Source organism: Pseudomonas sp. I3-I5 (assembly GCF_022699445.1).
Taxonomy (GTDB): domain Bacteria; phylum Pseudomonadota; class Gammaproteobacteria; order Pseudomonadales; family Pseudomonadaceae; genus Aquipseudomonas; species Aquipseudomonas fulva.
Genome location: NZ_CP093940.1, coordinates 3,940,799 through 3,958,910 on the forward strand (window position 1 = coordinate 3,940,799; position 18,112 = coordinate 3,958,910).

Below are 18,112 nucleotides of genomic sequence, written 5' to 3' on the forward strand. Positions count from 1 at the left end.
ACGATGGGCTGCCAAGCCTCACGCGATCAGACGACCCCTTGGGCCAGCATCGCATCGGCCACCTTCACGAAGCCCGCAATGTTGGCCCCTTTGACATAGTTGACCCGGCCATCGCCCTCTTCACCATAGTGAACGCAGGCGTGGTGAATCGACTGCATGATGCCATGCAGCTTGCTGTCCACTTCGCCAGCAGTCCACAGCAAGCGCATGGCGTTCTGCGACATTTCCAGGCCCGACACCGCAACGCCACCCGCGTTGGACGCCTTGCCCGGCGCATAGAGGATGCCAGCTTCAAGGAAGATGTCCACAGCCGCCAGGGTCGTGGGCATGTTGGCGCCTTCTGCGACGCAGATACAGCCGTTGGCCAACAGTGCCTTGGCATCCTCGACGTCCAGTTCGTTCTGCGTCGCGCATGGCAGCGCGATGTCGCAGGCCAGGCTCCACGGCGTCTGGCCCTTGCGGAACTCCAGGCCGAATTGCCCGGCCAGCTCGCTGATGCGGCCGCGCTTGACGTTCTTGAGGGTCATCACCGCTTCCCACTGCGCGTCGGTGAGGCCCGCCTCGGCGTACAAGGTACCTTCGGAATCGGACAGCGAGATCACCTTGCCCCCCAGGTCCATCACCTTGCGCGCGGCGTATTGCGCGACGTTGCCCGAGCCCGAGATCGCCACGCGACGGCCGTCGATGCGCTGGCCCTGGCGCTTGAGCATCTCCTCGGCAAAATACACACAGCCATAGCCCGTGGCTTCCGGACGAATCAGGCTGCCGCCATAGGTCATGCCCTTGCCGGTCAGCACGGAGGTGAACTGGTTGGCCAGACGCTTGTATTGCCCGAACATATAGCCGATCTCGCGCGCCCCTACCCCGATGTCCCCGGCCGGAACATCGCAGTCGGCACCGATGTGACGGTACAGCTCGCTCATGAAGGCCTGGCAGAAGCGCATCACTTCGGCGTCGCTCTTGCCCTTGGGATCGAAGTCAGACCCACCCTTGCCACCGCCCATGGGCAGCGAGGTCAGGGAGTTCTTGAAGACTTGCTCGAATGCGAGGAATTTCAGAACACTGAGGTTCACCGAAGGGTGGAAGCGCAGGCCGCCCTTGTAGGGGCCAATGGCGCTGTTCATCTGGATACGGTAACCGCGATTGACCTGAACCTTGCCCTGATCGTCCACCCACGACACCCGGAACAACACTGCACGCTCAGGCTCGACCATGCGCTCGAGAATGCCCGCTTGCAGGTAGTGAGGGTTGGCTTCCAGAAAGGGCCACAAGGTGCGCAGCACTTCTTCGACGGCCTGGTGAAACTCGGGTTGGCCAGGGTCACGCTGTTGCAGGCGTGCAAGGAAATTGTCGACGGATTCGATCATGGTAGACATCTCACCAAGAGGATTGGACTTATTGGTTTTTCCCGAATGTACCAAGAAGCAATTGCCCTGCAACAGGGCGAAATGTCGTTTTATTGAAATAATTTGGTGCGTTTTATGTAAATGTATACAAACCGCTCAGACGGCAACTCAGGCGCGGCCCACTAGATATCAGCTACCAGAAGGCCTGCCGTAGCCCTTCATGACCTATGGACAGAATCCGAACAAACTGTGAAGCACGCACGAAAATGGGGCCCCTGAGGGCCCCATTTCTGTGCAGCAGACGCTGGCTTATTGCGCCAGCTTCTTGTGACGCACACGGTGCGGCTGTGCGGCGGCATCGCCCAGGCGCTTCTTGCGATCGGCTTCGTACTCGGTGTAGTTGCCTTCGAAGAACACCACGTTCGAGTCGTCCTCGTATGCCAGGATGTGAGTCGCGACGCGGTCCAGGAACCAACGGTCGTGGGAAATCACGATGGCGGCGCCGGGGAAGTCCAGCAGCGCCTCTTCCAAGGAACGCAAGGTCTCGACGTCGAGGTCGTTGGACGGTTCGTCGAGCAGCAGGACGTTGCCGCCCTCTTTCAAGGTCAAGGCCAGGTGCAGACGGCCACGTTCACCGCCCGAGAGGTCCTTGACGAACTTCTGCTGGTCGCCACCTTTGAAATTGAAGCGGCCCACGTAAGTGCGCGACGGGATTTCGTAGTTGCCGATACGGATCATGTCCGAGCCGTCGGAAATCTGCTGGAACACGGTCTTGGCGCCGTCCAGGTCCTCGCGGCTCTGGTCGACACACGCCAGTTGCACGGTTTCACCGATCTCGATGCTGCCTGAATCCGGCTGCTCCTTGCCCATGAGCATGCGGAACAGGGTGGATTTACCGGCGCCGTTACCCCCGATCACGCCCACGATCGCACCTTTGGGCATGGCGAAGGACAGGTTGTCGATCAGGACGCGGTCGCCATAACCCTTGGTGACGTTCTTGAATTCGATGACCTTGTCGCCCAGACGCGGACCGGCCGGGATGTAGATCTCGTTGGTTTCGCTGCGCTTCTGGAATTCCTGCGACTGCAGTTCCTCGAAACGCTGCAGACGTGCCTTGGATTTGGACTGGCGGGCCTTGGCGCCTTTGCGCACCCACTCCAGTTCTTCCTTCATGGCCTTTTCATGGGCGCTCTGCTGTTTGGATTCCTGGGCCAGACGATCGGACTTGGCTTCCAGCCAGCCCGAATAGTTGCCTTCATAGGGAATACCGGCACCGCGGTCGAGCTCCAGGATCCAGCCTGCGACGTTGTCGAGGAAGTAACGGTCGTGGGTAATGGCCACCACGGTGCCGGGGAAATCGTGCAGGAAACGCTCGAGCCAGGCGACCGAGTCAGCGTCCAGGTGGTTGGTCGGTTCGTCGAGCAGCAGCATGTCGGGGGCCGACAGCAGCAGGCGGCACAGGGCGACACGGCGCTTCTCGCCACCGGAGAGGTGCTCGATGCGTGCATCCCAGGCCGGCAGGCGCAGCGCGTCGGCGGCGACGTCCAGCTGGCGTTCCAGGTTATGCCCGTCGGCGGCCTGCAGGATGGATTCGAGCTTGGCCTGCTCGGCAGCCAGCTTGTCGAAGTCGGCGTCCGGCTCGGCGTAGGCCGCGTAGACCTCGTCAAGACGCGCCTGGGCGTCCTTGATGACGCTGACGGCTTCCTCGACCACCTCACGGACCGACTTGCTCGGGTCCAGCTGAGGCTCCTGGGGCAGGTAGCCCACGTTGATGTCAGGCATCGGACGGGCTTCGCCGTCGAATTCCTTGTCGACGCCCGCCATGATCCGCAGCAGCGTCGATTTACCTGCGCCGTTGAGGCCCAGCACGCCGATCTTGGCGCCAGGGAAGAACGACAGGGAAATGTTCTTCAGGATTTCCCGCTTCGGCGGCACGACCTTGCTCAGCCGATGCATGGTGTAGACGTATTGAGCCAAAACCAAGCCCTCTAATTCAGATAGGTAAAGACATCGACGATCGCCCCAGCGGGTCGGCCAGGGGTCGGGTGTCGTTGAACAAAGTGGACCATTCTACGCCAACGCGCAGTATTTGATAGGAGGCGCCGCGCCGGCGGCGCAGGCCTGAAGCGGTGGTCCGGCAGCAGCGGCCTTGCCCTGTAGTCGCGCCTGGCGAGCAGCCCTTGTTCAGACGTGACGCTGGCGCGCCTTGCCCCGTGGCAGCCGGCAACGGTCGCCCTGCTCGGCCAGGCGCGCGGCCCAGGCGGACTTGACGCAGAACCCGTCCGGGCGCGCAGGTTGCGCAGCGGCGACACGATTGACAGAGGTGCCGGACGTGACCGATGCCGCCGCCGGGCGCGGTGCGTCGGCAACGACCGCAGCTGGGACGGGTGCCTTGGCAGACGTGCGCAGCTCGGCCAGCGATGGCGCCTTGCGCTTGGTTGACGTGGCCGCCTCGGGCTTGGCCAGCGAGCGTTGGCACGATTTGCAGGATACGTCCTCGGTCACGGCAGAGCTGACAAGGGTCTGACTGCTGCGCCCACAGGCGGAATCGAGGCCATTGATGGAAAAATGAGTAACCAAAACCGAACATCTCCCAAGCAGTGTCATGTAAAGCGGGCGGCATTCTCGCACAGCAGGCACGTGCTTGCCGAATGCGAGCGGTCGGAAGCATGAATGGCACTGGCACTTTGCCATAATGCGAGGCATGCTAGCCGGTTTCGAGTGGTCGGCTTATAGTGCGCCACCGCGCATCGGTTACCTCATAAAAAAAGCATACGCCATGCCCGACCCCTCCCTGCCATCGCCAGGCCCATCGCAGGATCGACGCTTGATCAAACTCACTCCACCGCCGTCATCGCGTAGCGCGTCCAAGGCGCCCGCTGCCAGCCTGCGCGGGTCGATCAAGGGTGCGCTGGCACTGCTCGCCCTGATTCTGCTCGGGTTGCTGCTGTGGCAGCTGTTCGCGCAGTTCAACCTTACCCAGGCCGAGCTGCGCGACAAGCGTTTGGAAGACACGACCGAACTGGCGGACCACCTGGGTTTGAACATGGCGCTCAAGGCGCAGCAGGCCATCAACCTGCTCCAGCCCTATCCCACCGTGGCGGCACCGGCAGCTGGCGGCTTGGTGGATACGCTGCGCGAACGAATGCCCGCGCTGCGCAGCGTGGTCTGGATAGACGGAGCCGGGCAGATCGTTGCCGACAGTGCACCTGCCAGCGACGATCACGCAGTCGTCGGTGAGGTGCTGAGGCTCAACCAGGAGCGGCCCTATTTCTTTACCAATGCGCCCAGCAACGCCAGCGTGTACCTGTTGCTGAGCCAGTCGCCAGGCCAAGGCCATTGGCTGCTGCGCTTGTCACCTGATTACTACCGCGCGCTTACTGGCCATCTGCATGAGGCCGATCAGCTGTTGTGGCTGCTGGAAAACAGCCGTACGGGCGAGGTGCTGCAACGCTACCTGGCCTCCGAGCGCCCCGACGCGCCCTTGCAGAGCGTCATGCTGGCGTTCATCGACAATAGTGCCTGGCAACTGCGCGGCCTGTTCGATGCTGAACAGGCGCGCAACGACCTGCTGCCTGCCTTGATAGGCAAATGCCTGCTGGTGCTGTTCTGCGCCCTGCTCCCGGTCCTGGCCCTGGTCAACATGCGCCGCCGCCAGCGGGCCTTGCAGGAAGATCGCCGACGCTATCAAGAGATCTTCGAAGGCACAGGTGTGGCCCTGTGCGTGCTCGACCTGTCCAGCTTGCCCGGCCAACTGGACCGCTATCACCTGCGCAACCGCGCCGCACTCAAGCACAGCCTGATGCTGGACCCTCAACTGCGCCGCTCGCTCCTGGCGCAACTGAAGATCACCGAAATCAACCAGGTGGCGCGCCAGCTGCTTCATATCGAAGATCACCAGCAAGCCTGGCAGCGCCTGATCGACGACAGCGGCGACGGCCAGGACAGTGTCGGTATGCAGTTGCTCGACGCCTTGATCGACCAACGCCCGTCCCTGGAGCTCGAGGTGCGCCTGCCTGCTGCGCATGGCGGCGAGCTGCACCTGTGGCTGACAGCGCGCCTGCCGCAATTGCGCCGCAATTACCAGGCCGTGATCCTCAGCATCAGCGACATCACCAGCCGCAAGAAAGTGGAGCTCTCGCTGCTCGAACGCGAGCGGTTCTGGTCGGACGTGGTGCGTACCGTGCCGGATCAGCTCTACGTCCAGGATATCCACAGCCAGCGGATGATCTTCAGCAACCGTCACCTGGGCCAGACGCTGGGGTATGACCGCACGGAACTGGCCCGCATGGGCGACCGCTTCTGGGAGCTGCTGCTGCACCCCGAAGACGCTGCGCATTACCAGGACCTGCGCCAACAGCAGCTCGACAACGGCCATGACTTGCCGCTGCATTGCCAGCTGCGTTTCCGGCACCGCGATGGCAACTGGCGCTGCTACGACATACGCGAGCAGGTGCTGGCGCGTGACGCCGACGGCCGGGTGACGCGCATCATCGGCGTGGGCAAGGACGTGACCGTGCAGATCGAGGCGAGCCAGTCGCTGCGCGACAGCGAACAGCGTTACCGGATGCTGGCCGAAAGCATCAGTGACGTGATCTTCTCCACCGACAGCCAGCTCAAGCTCGACTACGTAAGCCCCTCGGTGCAAAGCGTGCTGGGCTATCACGCCGACTGGATCTTCGCCAACGGGTGGCATTCGATCATCGCCAACCCCGCCCAGCTCACTGGCATCTACGGGTTGATGGAGCGGGTAAGCAAGGCGATGGACGATCCGGCTCAACTGGCCGAACTGCGTGGCCAGTTGCCGACCCAGCTGTTCCTGTTCGACTGCCTGCGCGCCGACGGCCGCAAGATCCCCATCGAGTTGCGCCTGGTACTGGTCTGGGATGACGATCAGCGTTTCGAGGGCGTACTGGGGGTAGGTCGCGACATCAGCCAGCAGCGCCGGGCGGAGAAAGACCTGCGCATGGCTGCGACGGTTTTCGAGCATTCGACTTCGGCCATTCTGATCACCGACCCTGCCGGCTACATTGTGCAGGCCAACGAGGCTTTCAGCCGGGTCAGCGGCTACGCAGTCAGCGAGGTGCTGGACCAACTGCCGAGCATGCTGGTGATGAACGACCAGCAGCAGGCGCACCTGCGCTACATCCTCAAGCAGCTCAACCAGCGTGGCAGCTGGGAGGGCGAGGTGTGGCTCAAGCGCCGTGATGGCGATCACTACCCGGCCTGGGTAGGCATCACTGCCGTGCTGGACGATGAAGGCGACCTGGCCAGCTACGTGTGCTTCTTTACCGACATCAGCGAACGCAAGGCCAGCGAACAGCGCATTCACCGCCTGGCCTACTACGACGCCCTGACCCACTTGCCCAACCGTACGTTGTTCCAGGACCGGCTGTACAACGCCTTGCAGCAGGCCGAGCGGCAGAAGGCCTGGGTGGTGTTGATGTTCCTGGACCTGGACCGTTTCAAGCCCATCAACGACTCCCTGGGCCATGCCGCGGGCGATCGCATGCTCAAGGACATGGCCCTGCGCTTGCTGGCCTGCGTGGACGAGGACGATACGGTCGCGCGCATGGGCGGCGATGAATTCACGCTGCTGCTCCAGCCTCGGCCTACTCGCGAGCTGGCATTGAACCGCGCCATTCACGTGGCCGAAAACATCCTGGGCAGCCTGGTCAAGCCGTTCGTGCTGGAGAACCGCGAGTTCTTCGTCACGGCCAGCATCGGCATCGCACTCAGCCCGCAGGATGGCGGCGAGTTGAGCCAATTGATGAAGAACGCCGACACCGCCATGTACCACGCCAAAGAGCGCGGCAAGAACAACTTCCAGTTCTACCAGGCTGAAATGAACGCCAGTGCCCTGGAGCGCCTGGAACTGGAAAGCGATCTGCGCCATGCCATGGAGCAGAACGAATTCATTCTGTATTACCAGCCGCAATTCAGCGGCGACGGCAAGCGCCTGACCGGCGCCGAGGCACTGCTACGCTGGCGGCACCCTACCCGCGGCCTGGTGCCACCGGGCGACTTCATTCCCGTCATCGAAGAGCTGGGCCTGGTGGTGGACGTGGGTGACTGGGTACTGCGCGAAGCCAGCCGACAATTGAAGGCCTGGCACAAGGCCAAGGTGCGTGTGCCGAAAGTGTCGGTCAACATTTCCGCGCGCCAGTTCTCCGATGGTCAACTGGGCACGCGGATCGCCAACATCCTGGAAGAAAGCGGCCTGCCACCGGCGTGTCTTGAGCTTGAGCTGACCGAAAGCATCTTGATGCGCGAAGTAAACGAAGCGCTGCAGATTCTGGCCAGCCTCAAGAACCTGGGCCTGAGCATCGCGGTGGACGATTTCGGGACCGGCTATTCCTCGCTCAACTACCTCAAGCAGTTCCCGATCGATGTGTTGAAGATCGACCGTACCTTCGTCGACGGCCTGCCCGAAGGTGAGCAGGATGCGCAGATCGCCAGGGCGATCATCGCCATGGCCCACAGCCTGAACCTGGCGGTCATCGCCGAAGGCGTCGAGACCCATGAACAACTTGAGTTTCTGCGTGAACACGGGTGCGACGAAGTACAGGGCTACCTGTTCGGGCGACCGATGCCGGCGCATCAGTTCGAGGCGCAATTCGCCAATGAGACGTTGTTCATGTTCAATTGAGTCGCCCCTGGCCCTGCCCTCATGCTGCTGCCGAAACGCCAGCGGGGCCCGTCACGCCCGGCCCGCCACCACGCGCAGGCAACGCCAGAAACCGGACCTGAAAGTCAACTCGGATGCCCGCCCAGCCCAGCAACGGCGCGGGATGCAACATGAACCCCACTGGTCCGCGACTTGATGCCACTTCATATGCCAGCGGCGGATCAATGGGGTAGAATGCCCACCCACTTCACCCCCGATCCTTGAGGACCGCCATGTTCAGCCGTGATTTGACCATTGCCAAGTACGACGCCGAGCTCTTCGAAGCCATGCAGCAAGAAGCTCTGCGCCAGGAAGAGCATATCGAGCTGATCGCCTCGGAAAACTACACCAGCCCGGCCGTCATGGAAGCCCAGGGTTCGGTACTGACCAACAAGTACGCCGAAGGCTATCCAGGCAAGCGCTACTACGGTGGCTGCGAATACGTCGACGTCGTCGAGCAGCTGGCCATCGACCGCGCCAAGCAACTGTTCGGTGCCGACTACGCCAACGTCCAGCCGCACGCCGGCTCCCAGGCCAACGCCGCTGTCTACCTGGCCCTGCTGTCGGCCGGTGACACCATCCTGGGCATGAGCCTGGCCCATGGTGGTCACCTGACCCACGGTGCCTCCGTCAGCTCGTCGGGCAAGCTGTACAACGCCGTACAGTACGGCATCGATGGCAACGGCCTGATCGATTACGACGAAGTCGAGCGCCTGGCGGTCGAGCACAAGCCGAAAATGATCGTCGCCGGTTTCTCGGCCTACTCGCAGGTACTGGACTTCGCCCGCTTCCGCGCCATCGCCGACAAGGTCGGTGCCTACCTGTTCGTCGACATGGCGCACGTGGCTGGCCTGGTCGCCGCCGGTGTCTACCCTAACCCGGTTCCTTTCGCCGACGTCGTCACCACCACCACGCACAAGACCCTGCGCGGTCCGCGCGGCGGCCTGATCCTGGCTCGCAAGAACGAAGAGATCGAGAAGAAGCTCAATTCCGCTGTCTTCCCAGGCGCCCAGGGCGGCCCACTGGAGCACGTGATCGCGGCCAAGGCCATCTGCTTCAAGGAAGCCCTGCAGCCGGAGTTCAAGGCTTACCAGCAGCAAGTGGTGAAAAACGCCCAGGCCATGGCCAGCGTCTTCATCGAGCGCGGTTTCGACGTGGTTTCCGGTGGCACCGAAAACCACCTGTTCCTGCTGTCGCTGATCAAGCAGGACATCTCGGGCAAAGACGCTGACGCGGCGCTGGGCAAGGCGTTCATCACCGTCAACAAGAACTCGGTTCCTAACGACCCGCGCTCTCCGTTCGTCACCTCGGGCCTGCGTTTCGGTACCCCGGCCGTGACCACCCGCGGTTTCAAGGAAGCCGAGTGCCGTGAGCTGGCTGGCTGGATCTGCGACATCCTTGCCGACCTGAACAACGAAGCGGTGATCGACGCCGTGCGCGAGAAGGTCAAAGCCATCTGCAAGAAGCTGCCGGTCTACGGCAACTGATCGCTGATCGCTCACTGGAAAGCCCGGCCAAGTGCCGGGCTTTTTGCATCCTGCGTCTGGAACCCGTTCCGGTTAGTCCCCTCGCGCGTGTCGGCATAGCCTCCTGAGTGCATTCATGAACACTGGAGGTATACGATGAATCACAAAGCGCACTCTTTTCTCGCGACACTGCATGCAGCTGATTGCCCGTTGAACACCTTCGACAGCATGACGAACGACAATGTGGTACTGGCAAGCCCCCTGACCACGCCCGGATATGCCGTGGACGGCGCCGCTACGCTGGGTGCACTGAATTGTTCCGAAGACGATTGGCACCACGGTCAAGAAATGGGCCTGGTCACTTTCGAGAAATCGTCTGCTCCCCTACCCCTGTTGCTCTACTTCCGGCACAGTGAAGCCGGCTACCGCCTCTATGTGCGCAGCGGAGCACATTCCGGCAAGGGGGTTTTCGCGACAACGCATGGTCTGGTGGAAGCCATGCGCATCGAGCAGCAAGACCCTACAGCTTGGAAAATCACTGAAGCGTCGAGCGGTAAAGCGTTTGATCTGACAGTCATCGAAGGTGACCAGATCGACATCAAATTGGAAAGCAAGGCAGGGCCGTGGGGACGTCACGGGCTATATCCTGTTGGCGACTATGCGGTATGCCACCCCAATGCAGTTGGCCGCTCGCTCAAATTGGTCATTCAGGAGCGGAATGTAGATTGGCTCAAGCCAGCGTAGCGCTTTGAATGATGATCGTCGGCTGAAGACCTATAGGATGCCCAGCGAGTAGCTGGGCTTTTTGCGCTGCGGGTCCAATCGTCTGTACGCGTGTCATCAGGGCCACGCACCGGCTGGGCAACGCCTCGCCAGGCACAGAACCTCGTTACTGAAACTGCCTGGATTCGATACAGTAAGTCAGCAAGTCCTGGTCACTGTCGACGTTGAGCTTGCGCATCGCCGACACCTTCTGGGCGCTGACTGTCTTGTTGCTGCGCGACAGTTGCCGCGCGATATCACCTACGGTCATGCCAGTGACAAAGAGCCGGACGACTTCGAGCTCCCTGGGGGACAGCTGATTGAAGCGGGCCTCGACCTTCACTGCTTCGCGCACCACGGATGTAGGTGGCGGCAACGGGCTTCGGTACCGACGCCGCTTGCGGATGGCACTCAGCGCTTTTTCGATTTCATCATGCAGGTGGTTTTTTTGAATGACCCCTGCCACACCCAGTTCCTGAAGCCGGGAAAGAATCAACCCATTGGAAATCATGGTCAGAATGAGGACCTGGGTGTCCGGGAAGTGACGCAGAATGTACTCGATGAGCTTGAAGCCATCTCCGTAGGTACAATCCCCCGGCATATTGAAGTCGGTGATCAGGGTGCGGGGGTTGTGCAGGCGCAGTTGATCGATCAATTCCGATGAGTTGGTGGCTTGACCGACGACTTTATAGCGCCCGATGCGTTGAACGACTTCACGCACCCCCAGCAGGACGATGGGATGATCGTCAGCGATGACAACCTTGTGATGAGGCATGCAGAATTACTCCATTAGGGGACAAGGCTCATCCGGGAATCTCGTCTGACAAGCGCTGCGCGACCTTGGCAAGCCGCCTGCACAGAGCACGGACTTGCCCGCCCAGGCGTGCGTCGAGCGGCAGCTCCTGCAACATGTTTTCCAGCCGTTGACATGCGCCGTACAACGCCGTGGCATTGATGCTGGCCAGTGCACCGCTCAAGCTGTGCAACCGTTGCTCGACCAGAACCGCATCGTGCTCGATCACCCCCTTCTCCAACTGCTCGATATCGCTGGCCAACGTCTGGGCAAGCAATTGGCGCATGGGCTGGGACAGTTGAATCCAGCCTGAAAAATCATCCCTGCCCGGGTCGGTTGCAACGTGAGTGTCAACCGTTCCAGGGCAGTGGTTCATCAGTACCTGCCGAAGGGTGCCAAGGCTCAGAGGCTTGACTATCCACGCGGTCATACCCGCTTGCAGGCAGCGCTCACCTTCTTCGCGCAGTGCATTGGCGGTGATGCCGATGATAGGTGCTTCGACACCTGCCTCTCGCAGCGCGCGGGTCAGCTCGTAGCCGTTCATCCTGGGCATGTTGATGTCGGTGATGACCATGTCGAAACGCTTGGATTGCCAAAGTTGAAGTGCCTGGTGGCCGTCAGCCGCGACGGTTGGGTAAGCCCCGATGGCTTCGAGCTGCTCACGCATGACCGCCTGGCTGACTGGGTTATCCTCTGCCACCAACACGCTCAATTTCAACGGCGCAGACGGCGCCTGCGAACCCTCTTTCGGCACAGGCACCAAGGCCGGCGAGGAGGCCACAATGGGCAAGCGTATGAACAGGGAAAAGCTGCTCCCCAGACCGGGCTCACTGACCACGCGCATGGTACCGCCCATCGACTCACTCAAGCGTGAACAGATGGAAAGCCCGAGCCCTGCACCCCCACCTTCCTGCCCTGCGGACACCTGATAGAACGGTTTGAACAGATGCTCCAGGGCTTTTTCAGGGATACCTTTTCCGGTGTCCGTCACTTGCCATTGCAACAACACATCCTGGTCGCTTCGCTCTTGAACGATCAGGCGCAGACGTACGCGTCCGGAGGGGGTGAACTTGATCGCGTTGCCCAGCAAGTTGTGCAGGATCTGCCTGATTCGCCCGGCATCTCCTTCCACCCGTGCAGGCACTTGTGCGTCGATTTCAGCCTCAAGTTGCAGCCCTTTACTTTGCGCTGTGGCCTCGAAACTGGCATGCGCATCGTCGACCAGCTGACGCGGATCGAATGCGGCATGCTCGAAGGCCATCTGCCCAGACTCGATCTTGGTCACATCCAGAACATTACTGATCAGCTGGAACAGGACTGTCGACGAGGTTTCGATGATTTGCAGGTAATGCCTCTGGCGTTCGCTGAGTTCGGTCAGCGACAGCAGCTCAAGGTTGCCCAGCACACCATAGAGCGGGGTTCTTATCTCATGGCTCATGGTGGCCAGGAAAACGGTCTTGGCTTCATTGGCAGCCGTTGCACGCTGGTGGGCCTGATTGAGCTGCAATTGCTCGCCAACGTGGCGGGTGATGTCGTTGCAGCCGCATAGAAACACGTCTTCTCCGTCATAACGGGTAGCGACCGCCACCACCTGGACGTAACGCCCATCCACCAGCAGGCACAGTTCGCCCGGCGCCTGGTCACCGTGGTTATCACGCAGCAGTTGCAGCACCGCTGCGGTAACGCCTAGGCGTACCGCGCATTCGTTTTCCAACAACACCCGGTGATCGTGGCGCCTCACGACGCACAGCCCGACCGGCACGTTGTGTAGGATGATGCGGCTGAAGGCCTCGCTTTCTGCAAGCCGGACTTGTGCTCGTTGGGCGGGCCGAACAATGCGCGACTTGTACCAGTGATTGACCCAGAGCCCTAGCAGGATCGCAGCGATGATTGTCAACGCCAGGCCAAGCAGCGGCCATTTGGCGTAGCGCAGAAAGTCCCCGTAACTGATGGCATACAGCCCAGTCCACGCGTCTCCCGACGACGACATCATCTTGAAACGCAAGCCGCTACGGTTGAAGCTCAGGCCAAGCGGCGCCAGATCGCCCTTGCTGCGCTCTCCCATCAAGACCTTGCCATCCGGGGAAATCAGGGTGAACTGGTTGTAGACCGATAACCTGAGCACACGCTCGAATTCGTCGATCTGCTCCGTATCCATTACGGCAGCCAAGACCATTGTCCGGTCGCCCGTCGTACTCGGCTTGAGGGTGTGCTCAGCCCCCAACTTCAGAAGCGCCACCATGCGCAGGTTGTCATTGTAAAGGCGTGCTGGCGCTCGCACCCAGTGGACATGCTGATCGGGTAGCAGGTCGGGTTGAGCCAGTAAGTGCACCAAGCGATCAACCACGGTCACATAATGGTGAGGCAACAGCGGCTGATGTTGACGTTGGTCGCCAGCCGCGGGGACGGCAATGCTCGCGCCGGTTCCCCGTTCGAGCACGAACAGCTGCGGCGATGCGTAGAACGAGCGGGCCCAGAACCCACCGTAGTAGTCGGTCAGACGCAACCCCAACCCCAAGGCACCGCGTATCTCCTGAGCTCGAAAGTCGCCGGTGTAGGCCAGGGTGAAGGGTAAGGAGAGTTCGAATCCTTTTGCCTTGACCAGTGTCTTGCCATCGACGCTCGTCGAATCGAGCATCATGACGCCCTGCTCCACCGGCGCAGGAAGCGCGCGACCGGCTGGCATGCTGTTGGCGAGATTGCGTAGGAAGATCTCATGCTCATGAATGATTTCGATCACCCGGGCAAAATGGAGCTCCAACCGCTGCTGTTCCGATTCCAGAAGGCGCGATACTGCCCAATAACAGGTACTGGACAACAGCAGCATGAGCCCGCTGAGCAGCAAGATGGCTTTGTTCAGGCGCTGAGAGCTGCGCGCAAGTTTATCCATGCGCAGGCTGGCATTTTTCATGGTGTTGATCGTCGACATTACGTTATGAAGATGAGAGTGCTCAAACAGACACAAAATTCATGCCATATGACGGCACATTGCAGATGCTGAAACGTTTCTTCGCCAACTCACCCCTCACTCGGAGAGCTGTCCGTTGAGCAATGGGAGCATGCCGTCTCGATCCACAGCCGGGGAGATGATGAACCCCTGCACCTGATGACACTGAGCCTTGCGGACAACTTCCAGCTCATCACGCGTTTCAACGCCTTCTGCTACTGTCACAAGCCCCAGTGCGCGGCCGAGGTGGACGGCACTGGCCAAAGCGATGGCCATGTCAGGATTGCTCGCACAACCACTGACCAGAGAGCGATCAATCTTCATTTCGGTGAAGGGCGTGGATACCAGGTTGGAATAGGAACTGTACCCCTTGCCGAAATCATCCTGGGCCAGGCCGAAGCCCATCATGCGCAGCCGGCACGTCCCTGCAAAGTAATCACTGGACCGTCGGGTGGTCGACGTTTCGGTCAGCTCGAAGGTGATGGTCCTGGGGTCGGCACCTCGCTCTCGGACCGTTCGGTACAACGTGTCGACCAGATCAGGACGGTCCAGCAGGTGTGTAGGCAGATTGATCGAGACCGGCAGCCTGTATCCTGCTGCGGCCCAGCGTGATTGAGCGGTGAGCGTTTGCTCAAGCATGTTGTACAGCAACGGCAAATCGAGCCTTGCAGATTCCAAATCGGCCAGAAATGCCCGCGGCAACAAAAGACCTTCGACCGGATGCAGCCACCTGGCCAGGGCCTCGGCACCGACGATCCTGCCGTCGAGCATGGATTTCTTGGGTTGAAACCACGCCTGGATCTCGCCCGCCTGCAGTGCACGGGTAAGCGCACTGACCGAATGGCCACCGGAACAGGATCGAGGTTGCAGATGGCCTTGATCGCAGGTGCTATCCATGTAGCGACGCAGTGCAGCGACATGATGACCCTGCACGGGCTTGCTGATCATGCCGGCCAGGCGGATACCGAGGTTTTCGGCGACCTTGCCAACGCCTGCGAGCACGCGCGCAGAGGCAGCGGTCATCAGCCCCAGCGCCGGAGGCGACGGTAGCAGGCTCATTTTCTGGATGAACTGTACCCCGTCCAGTTGCGGCATCATCAGGTCAGTGACGACAAGGTGGAAGGCTTGATTGCGCAACTGCTCGATCGCCAGGTTGGCATCGGCTTGCAGCTCGACGTCGAACCCACCGACGGACCGGAACAGCTGAGCCAGGTACTGGTGTTGAAAGGGATGATCCTCGACGATCAAGACGCGGTGGATCATCAGGCCGAGCCCTTGCGATACGGCAGCAGGCACTGATAGAGCGCGTGCAGAGTGAAGGGCTTGACCAGAAACTGATCCATTCCGGCGCCCAGGCAACGCTCTGCCTCATCGAGCATGGCGTTGGCAGTTGCGCCGATGATGGGTAGGGCATGGCCCTGTTGGCGCAAGTTCTGCGCCAACTGATACCCGTTGAGTCTGGGCATGTTCACATCGGTCAGCACCAGGTCGAAGACCTCCTTCTGACACAGGGCCAGCGCTTGCTCGCCATCGTTGGCAAGGGTGACCGTGCAGCCGAGCTTCTCCAGTTGATCCCGCAGTATCAACTGGTTGATGACATTGTCCTCCGCCACCAGCACATGAATGCACAGTTTGGTTTCGATCATTGCCTGACGGGCCGTTGCGCTGTGTCGTGCCTCGATGCCCTGGGCCTGGCTCACCGCCTGGTTAAGGCACTGAAGATTGTTCAGCCCCACCTGCCAGTATTGAGCCGAAGGACGCGAAAGCGCATGCTCATCGGCGCAGGCCAGTACCAATGGGCCAGGCCATTGCCTGATGACAGCCGAGCTGGCAGGCCCTGGACATAACTCGACCAGCACGATGCCCGGTTCATGACGGACGTCCGGCACGGCAATCACTTGCGCCCGGGCGCCCCAGCGACGTAGCCAGCCAGCGGCATGATCGGCCAGTTCGGGCACAGGTGAATAAACCATGACGCCCTGGTTGAGCAAAGGCTGGGCCCAGCTCTGGTCCTCATCAAGCGCCAATTGCCCCAGTGGCAGCGTGAACGAGAAGCTGCTGCCCAGACCCGGCTCGCTGAACACACGAATCGACCCGTTCATCAACTCGACCAGCCGCTTGCAAATGGACAGGCCAAGGCCGGTCCCTGCCACCGTATTGGTACTGGGACCACTCTGGAAGAACGGTTCGAACAAGTGTTGCTGGTCCTGCTCAGGGATGCCCTGCCCCGTGTCCACTACCTGCCAGCGCAGCATCATGCGATCACCTTCGACCCCAACCAGGTGAAGCCTGACCATGATTCGGCCACTGCGAGTGAACTTGACCGCGTTGCTAAGCAGATTGCCAAGGATCTGGCGCGTACGCGTCGTGTCACCCACTACCTGTTCAGGAAGCTGCGGGTCCATGCAACTCAGCAACTGCAACCCTTTGGTGTGTGCGGCCCCCATATAGCCTTGCATGACGTCCTGGGTCAGCTCTACGGGTGAGAACGCACTGACCTCCAGCGCCAGCTGACCAGCCTCGATCTTGGACACATCCAGCACATCGCAGATCAGTTGCAGCAAGGTAGCCGATGAACCTTCGATGGCATTGAGGTACCCCCTTTGCTGGCTATCGAGGTGGGTGCGTGAAAGCAGTTCCAGCGTTGCCAGCATGCCGTAGAGCGGCGTGCGGATTTCATGGCTCATGGTGGCGAGAAACAGCGTTTTTGCTTCATTGGCAGCATCGGCCAGTGCCCTGGCCTGTTGCAGCGACAGCTCGGCGGTTTTTCGTTCGGTGATGTCGCTGAAGGCGCAGATCAGAACATCTTCACGTCGATAGCGGGTAGGTGCGTAACTCAGGCACAGGTGACGGCCATCGGCCATTTGCAGCTCTTGTGTGCAACTGGTCTGCGCAGGCTTGCCGAACGCACGGGTAATCCAGTCCTGACAGACTCGGGTTCGCTCATCACCCATTACAAGCCACTGCTCGCTCAGCCGATTGGCCAGCACCACTGCACCGTCACTGCGGCGCAACACGCACAGCGCAACCGGGGCGGTGCGGATGACGGCACTGCTGAACGCTTCGCTCTCGACCAATGCCTCGATTCGAGCAGCTGCCGGGCGGATGAGTCGCACGTCGACCCGGCGGACCAGCCACAGCATCAACAGTGTGACGGCAACGCTGATCAGCACTGCCAGCCCGAACGGCAGAATCAGCGCCGGAATGATAGAGGCCAAGGGTGCGCTGTAGATGATCTGCCAGTCCGAATGGTCGAGCTGTTTGCGAATAGTCAGGCGGTCCGGGAGCCAATAGCCGCCCTCCCAACCGAAACCATCATCCACGCGCGTTGCCGTATGGCGCTGGGAAGTCAATTGCTGCTCGCGGTCCTTGCTGGCGATGATCTGGCTTGCGCTGTCGACCAGTTGGAAGTCACCCGCCTGCTCATGGCGCAACGCTGCGACCAACTGCGGGCCCTCTACTTCGAGCCCCAGCCAACCTGAAGCGCGGTCGCGGTCATCCATGGCAGTGAAAATGTAGAGCGAAGGCGGTTTATCGTCTCCAGGCTCCGCCAGCCAGATTTGCTCGTCCCCAGGTTCGCCGGTCGATCCACGCAGACGTTGCAGCACGGCGTTGGGGACCAGGGGTGGAACCTCAGGCCGGCTGTAGAGCCACTGCACCGAGGCATCCAGGGCGTGCGGCACGTAGACCAGGTTGGTCTGCTTGGCGCGTAGAAAATCCAGCATGCGTGGCGTCAGCCACAAGCTCCAGGTACCCCCGGGCTGACGGAGGAAAATGTGGACTTCCTCGCCTGGAATGTAGGTCTCGCTATCGCCCGCAGCAGCGGCGTGCTTGACCGTCGAGAGCCCCAGCGATTTGAGCAGGGTCTGACGGCTGACAAAGAAATCCTGAGCGTTGAAGATGGCCTCGTTCATGTACCTGCGCCGGGACGAAATCTCCTCGTTCAGGGTCATGCGCATGTAACCGTAGGCGCCGACATAGACACCCGCTACGAGGGTGATCGCAAACAGGCGTAAGAGATTACGCGCTGCAATAGGCGTCGACAGGTTCCACTGGGCGGCAGGTAACAGGTTGGCTAGCTTCATCCAGCCAGCCTAGGGGCGGCACCGACAGACCTGAATAGGACGAATC

Annotated in this window: 10 protein-coding genes; 3 read left to right on the plus strand and 7 right to left on the minus strand. The window is 60.9% G+C overall.

Annotation, left to right across the window (positions count from 1 at the left end; all coding sequences use genetic code 11):
• Positions 1-26 precede the first annotated feature (26 nt).
• The 3 genes from gdhA to MOP87_RS17615 form a co-directional block, all read right to left on the minus strand.
• Positions 27-1,367: an NADP-specific glutamate dehydrogenase gene (gdhA, locus tag MOP87_RS17605; RefSeq protein ID WP_104926733.1), complete on the minus strand. Its 1,341-nt coding sequence runs from the start codon at positions 1,365-1,367 to the stop codon at positions 27-29.
• A gap of 288 nt (positions 1,368-1,655) precedes the next feature.
• The gene (gene ettA, locus MOP87_RS17610) at positions 1,656-3,323 is read right to left on the minus strand and encodes an energy-dependent translational throttle protein EttA (protein WP_023533201.1); all 1,668 of its coding nucleotides are present in this window, start codon (positions 3,321-3,323) and stop codon (positions 1,656-1,658) included.
• 207 nt (positions 3,324-3,530) lie between these two features.
• Positions 3,531-3,926, minus strand: a complete 396-nt coding sequence (locus MOP87_RS17615; RefSeq protein WP_028688085.1) for a hypothetical protein — start codon at positions 3,924-3,926, stop codon at positions 3,531-3,533.
• A gap of 199 nt (positions 3,927-4,125) precedes the next feature.
• Here MOP87_RS17615 and MOP87_RS17620 point away from each other — a divergent pair, with 199 nt between their 5' ends.
• The 3 genes from MOP87_RS17620 to MOP87_RS17630 all read left to right on the plus strand — a co-directional run bounded on the left by MOP87_RS17620 (position 4,126) and on the right by MOP87_RS17630 (position 10,223).
• Positions 4,126-7,995: a bifunctional diguanylate cyclase/phosphodiesterase gene (locus MOP87_RS17620; protein WP_080992812.1), complete on the plus strand. Its 3,870-nt coding sequence runs from the start codon at positions 4,126-4,128 to the stop codon at positions 7,993-7,995.
• Between the two features lie 251 nt (positions 7,996-8,246).
• Positions 8,247-9,500: a serine hydroxymethyltransferase gene (gene glyA / locus MOP87_RS17625; RefSeq protein WP_023533265.1), complete on the plus strand. Its 1,254-nt coding sequence runs from the start codon at positions 8,247-8,249 to the stop codon at positions 9,498-9,500.
• A gap of 135 nt (positions 9,501-9,635) precedes the next feature.
• Complete coding sequence (locus MOP87_RS17630) at positions 9,636-10,223, plus strand: hypothetical protein (protein WP_242809860.1); 588 nt, start codon at positions 9,636-9,638, stop codon at positions 10,221-10,223.
• 145 nt (positions 10,224-10,368) lie between these two features.
• Here MOP87_RS17630 and MOP87_RS17635 read toward each other — a convergent pair whose 3' ends face one another.
• From MOP87_RS17635 to MOP87_RS17650, 4 genes are all read right to left on the minus strand, one after another.
• Positions 10,369-11,016, minus strand: coding sequence for a response regulator (locus MOP87_RS17635; RefSeq protein ID WP_027915484.1), 648 nt, complete (start codon positions 11,014-11,016; stop codon positions 10,369-10,371).
• A gap of 28 nt (positions 11,017-11,044) precedes the next feature.
• Positions 11,045-13,945 (minus strand): ATP-binding protein, encoded by a 2,901-nt coding sequence (locus MOP87_RS17640; RefSeq protein ID WP_242809861.1) that lies wholly within the window; start codon positions 13,943-13,945, stop codon positions 11,045-11,047.
• Between the two features lie 114 nt (positions 13,946-14,059).
• The gene (locus MOP87_RS17645) at positions 14,060-15,247 is read right to left on the minus strand and encodes an EAL domain-containing response regulator (RefSeq protein ID WP_111475603.1); all 1,188 of its coding nucleotides are present in this window, start codon (positions 15,245-15,247) and stop codon (positions 14,060-14,062) included.
• Positions 15,244-18,066, minus strand: a complete 2,823-nt coding sequence (locus MOP87_RS17650) for an ATP-binding protein (RefSeq protein WP_111475590.1) — start codon at positions 18,064-18,066, stop codon at positions 15,244-15,246. Before MOP87_RS17650 ends, MOP87_RS17645 begins: the two co-directional genes overlap by 4 nt.
• Between the last annotated feature and the right edge of the window lie 46 nt (positions 18,067-18,112).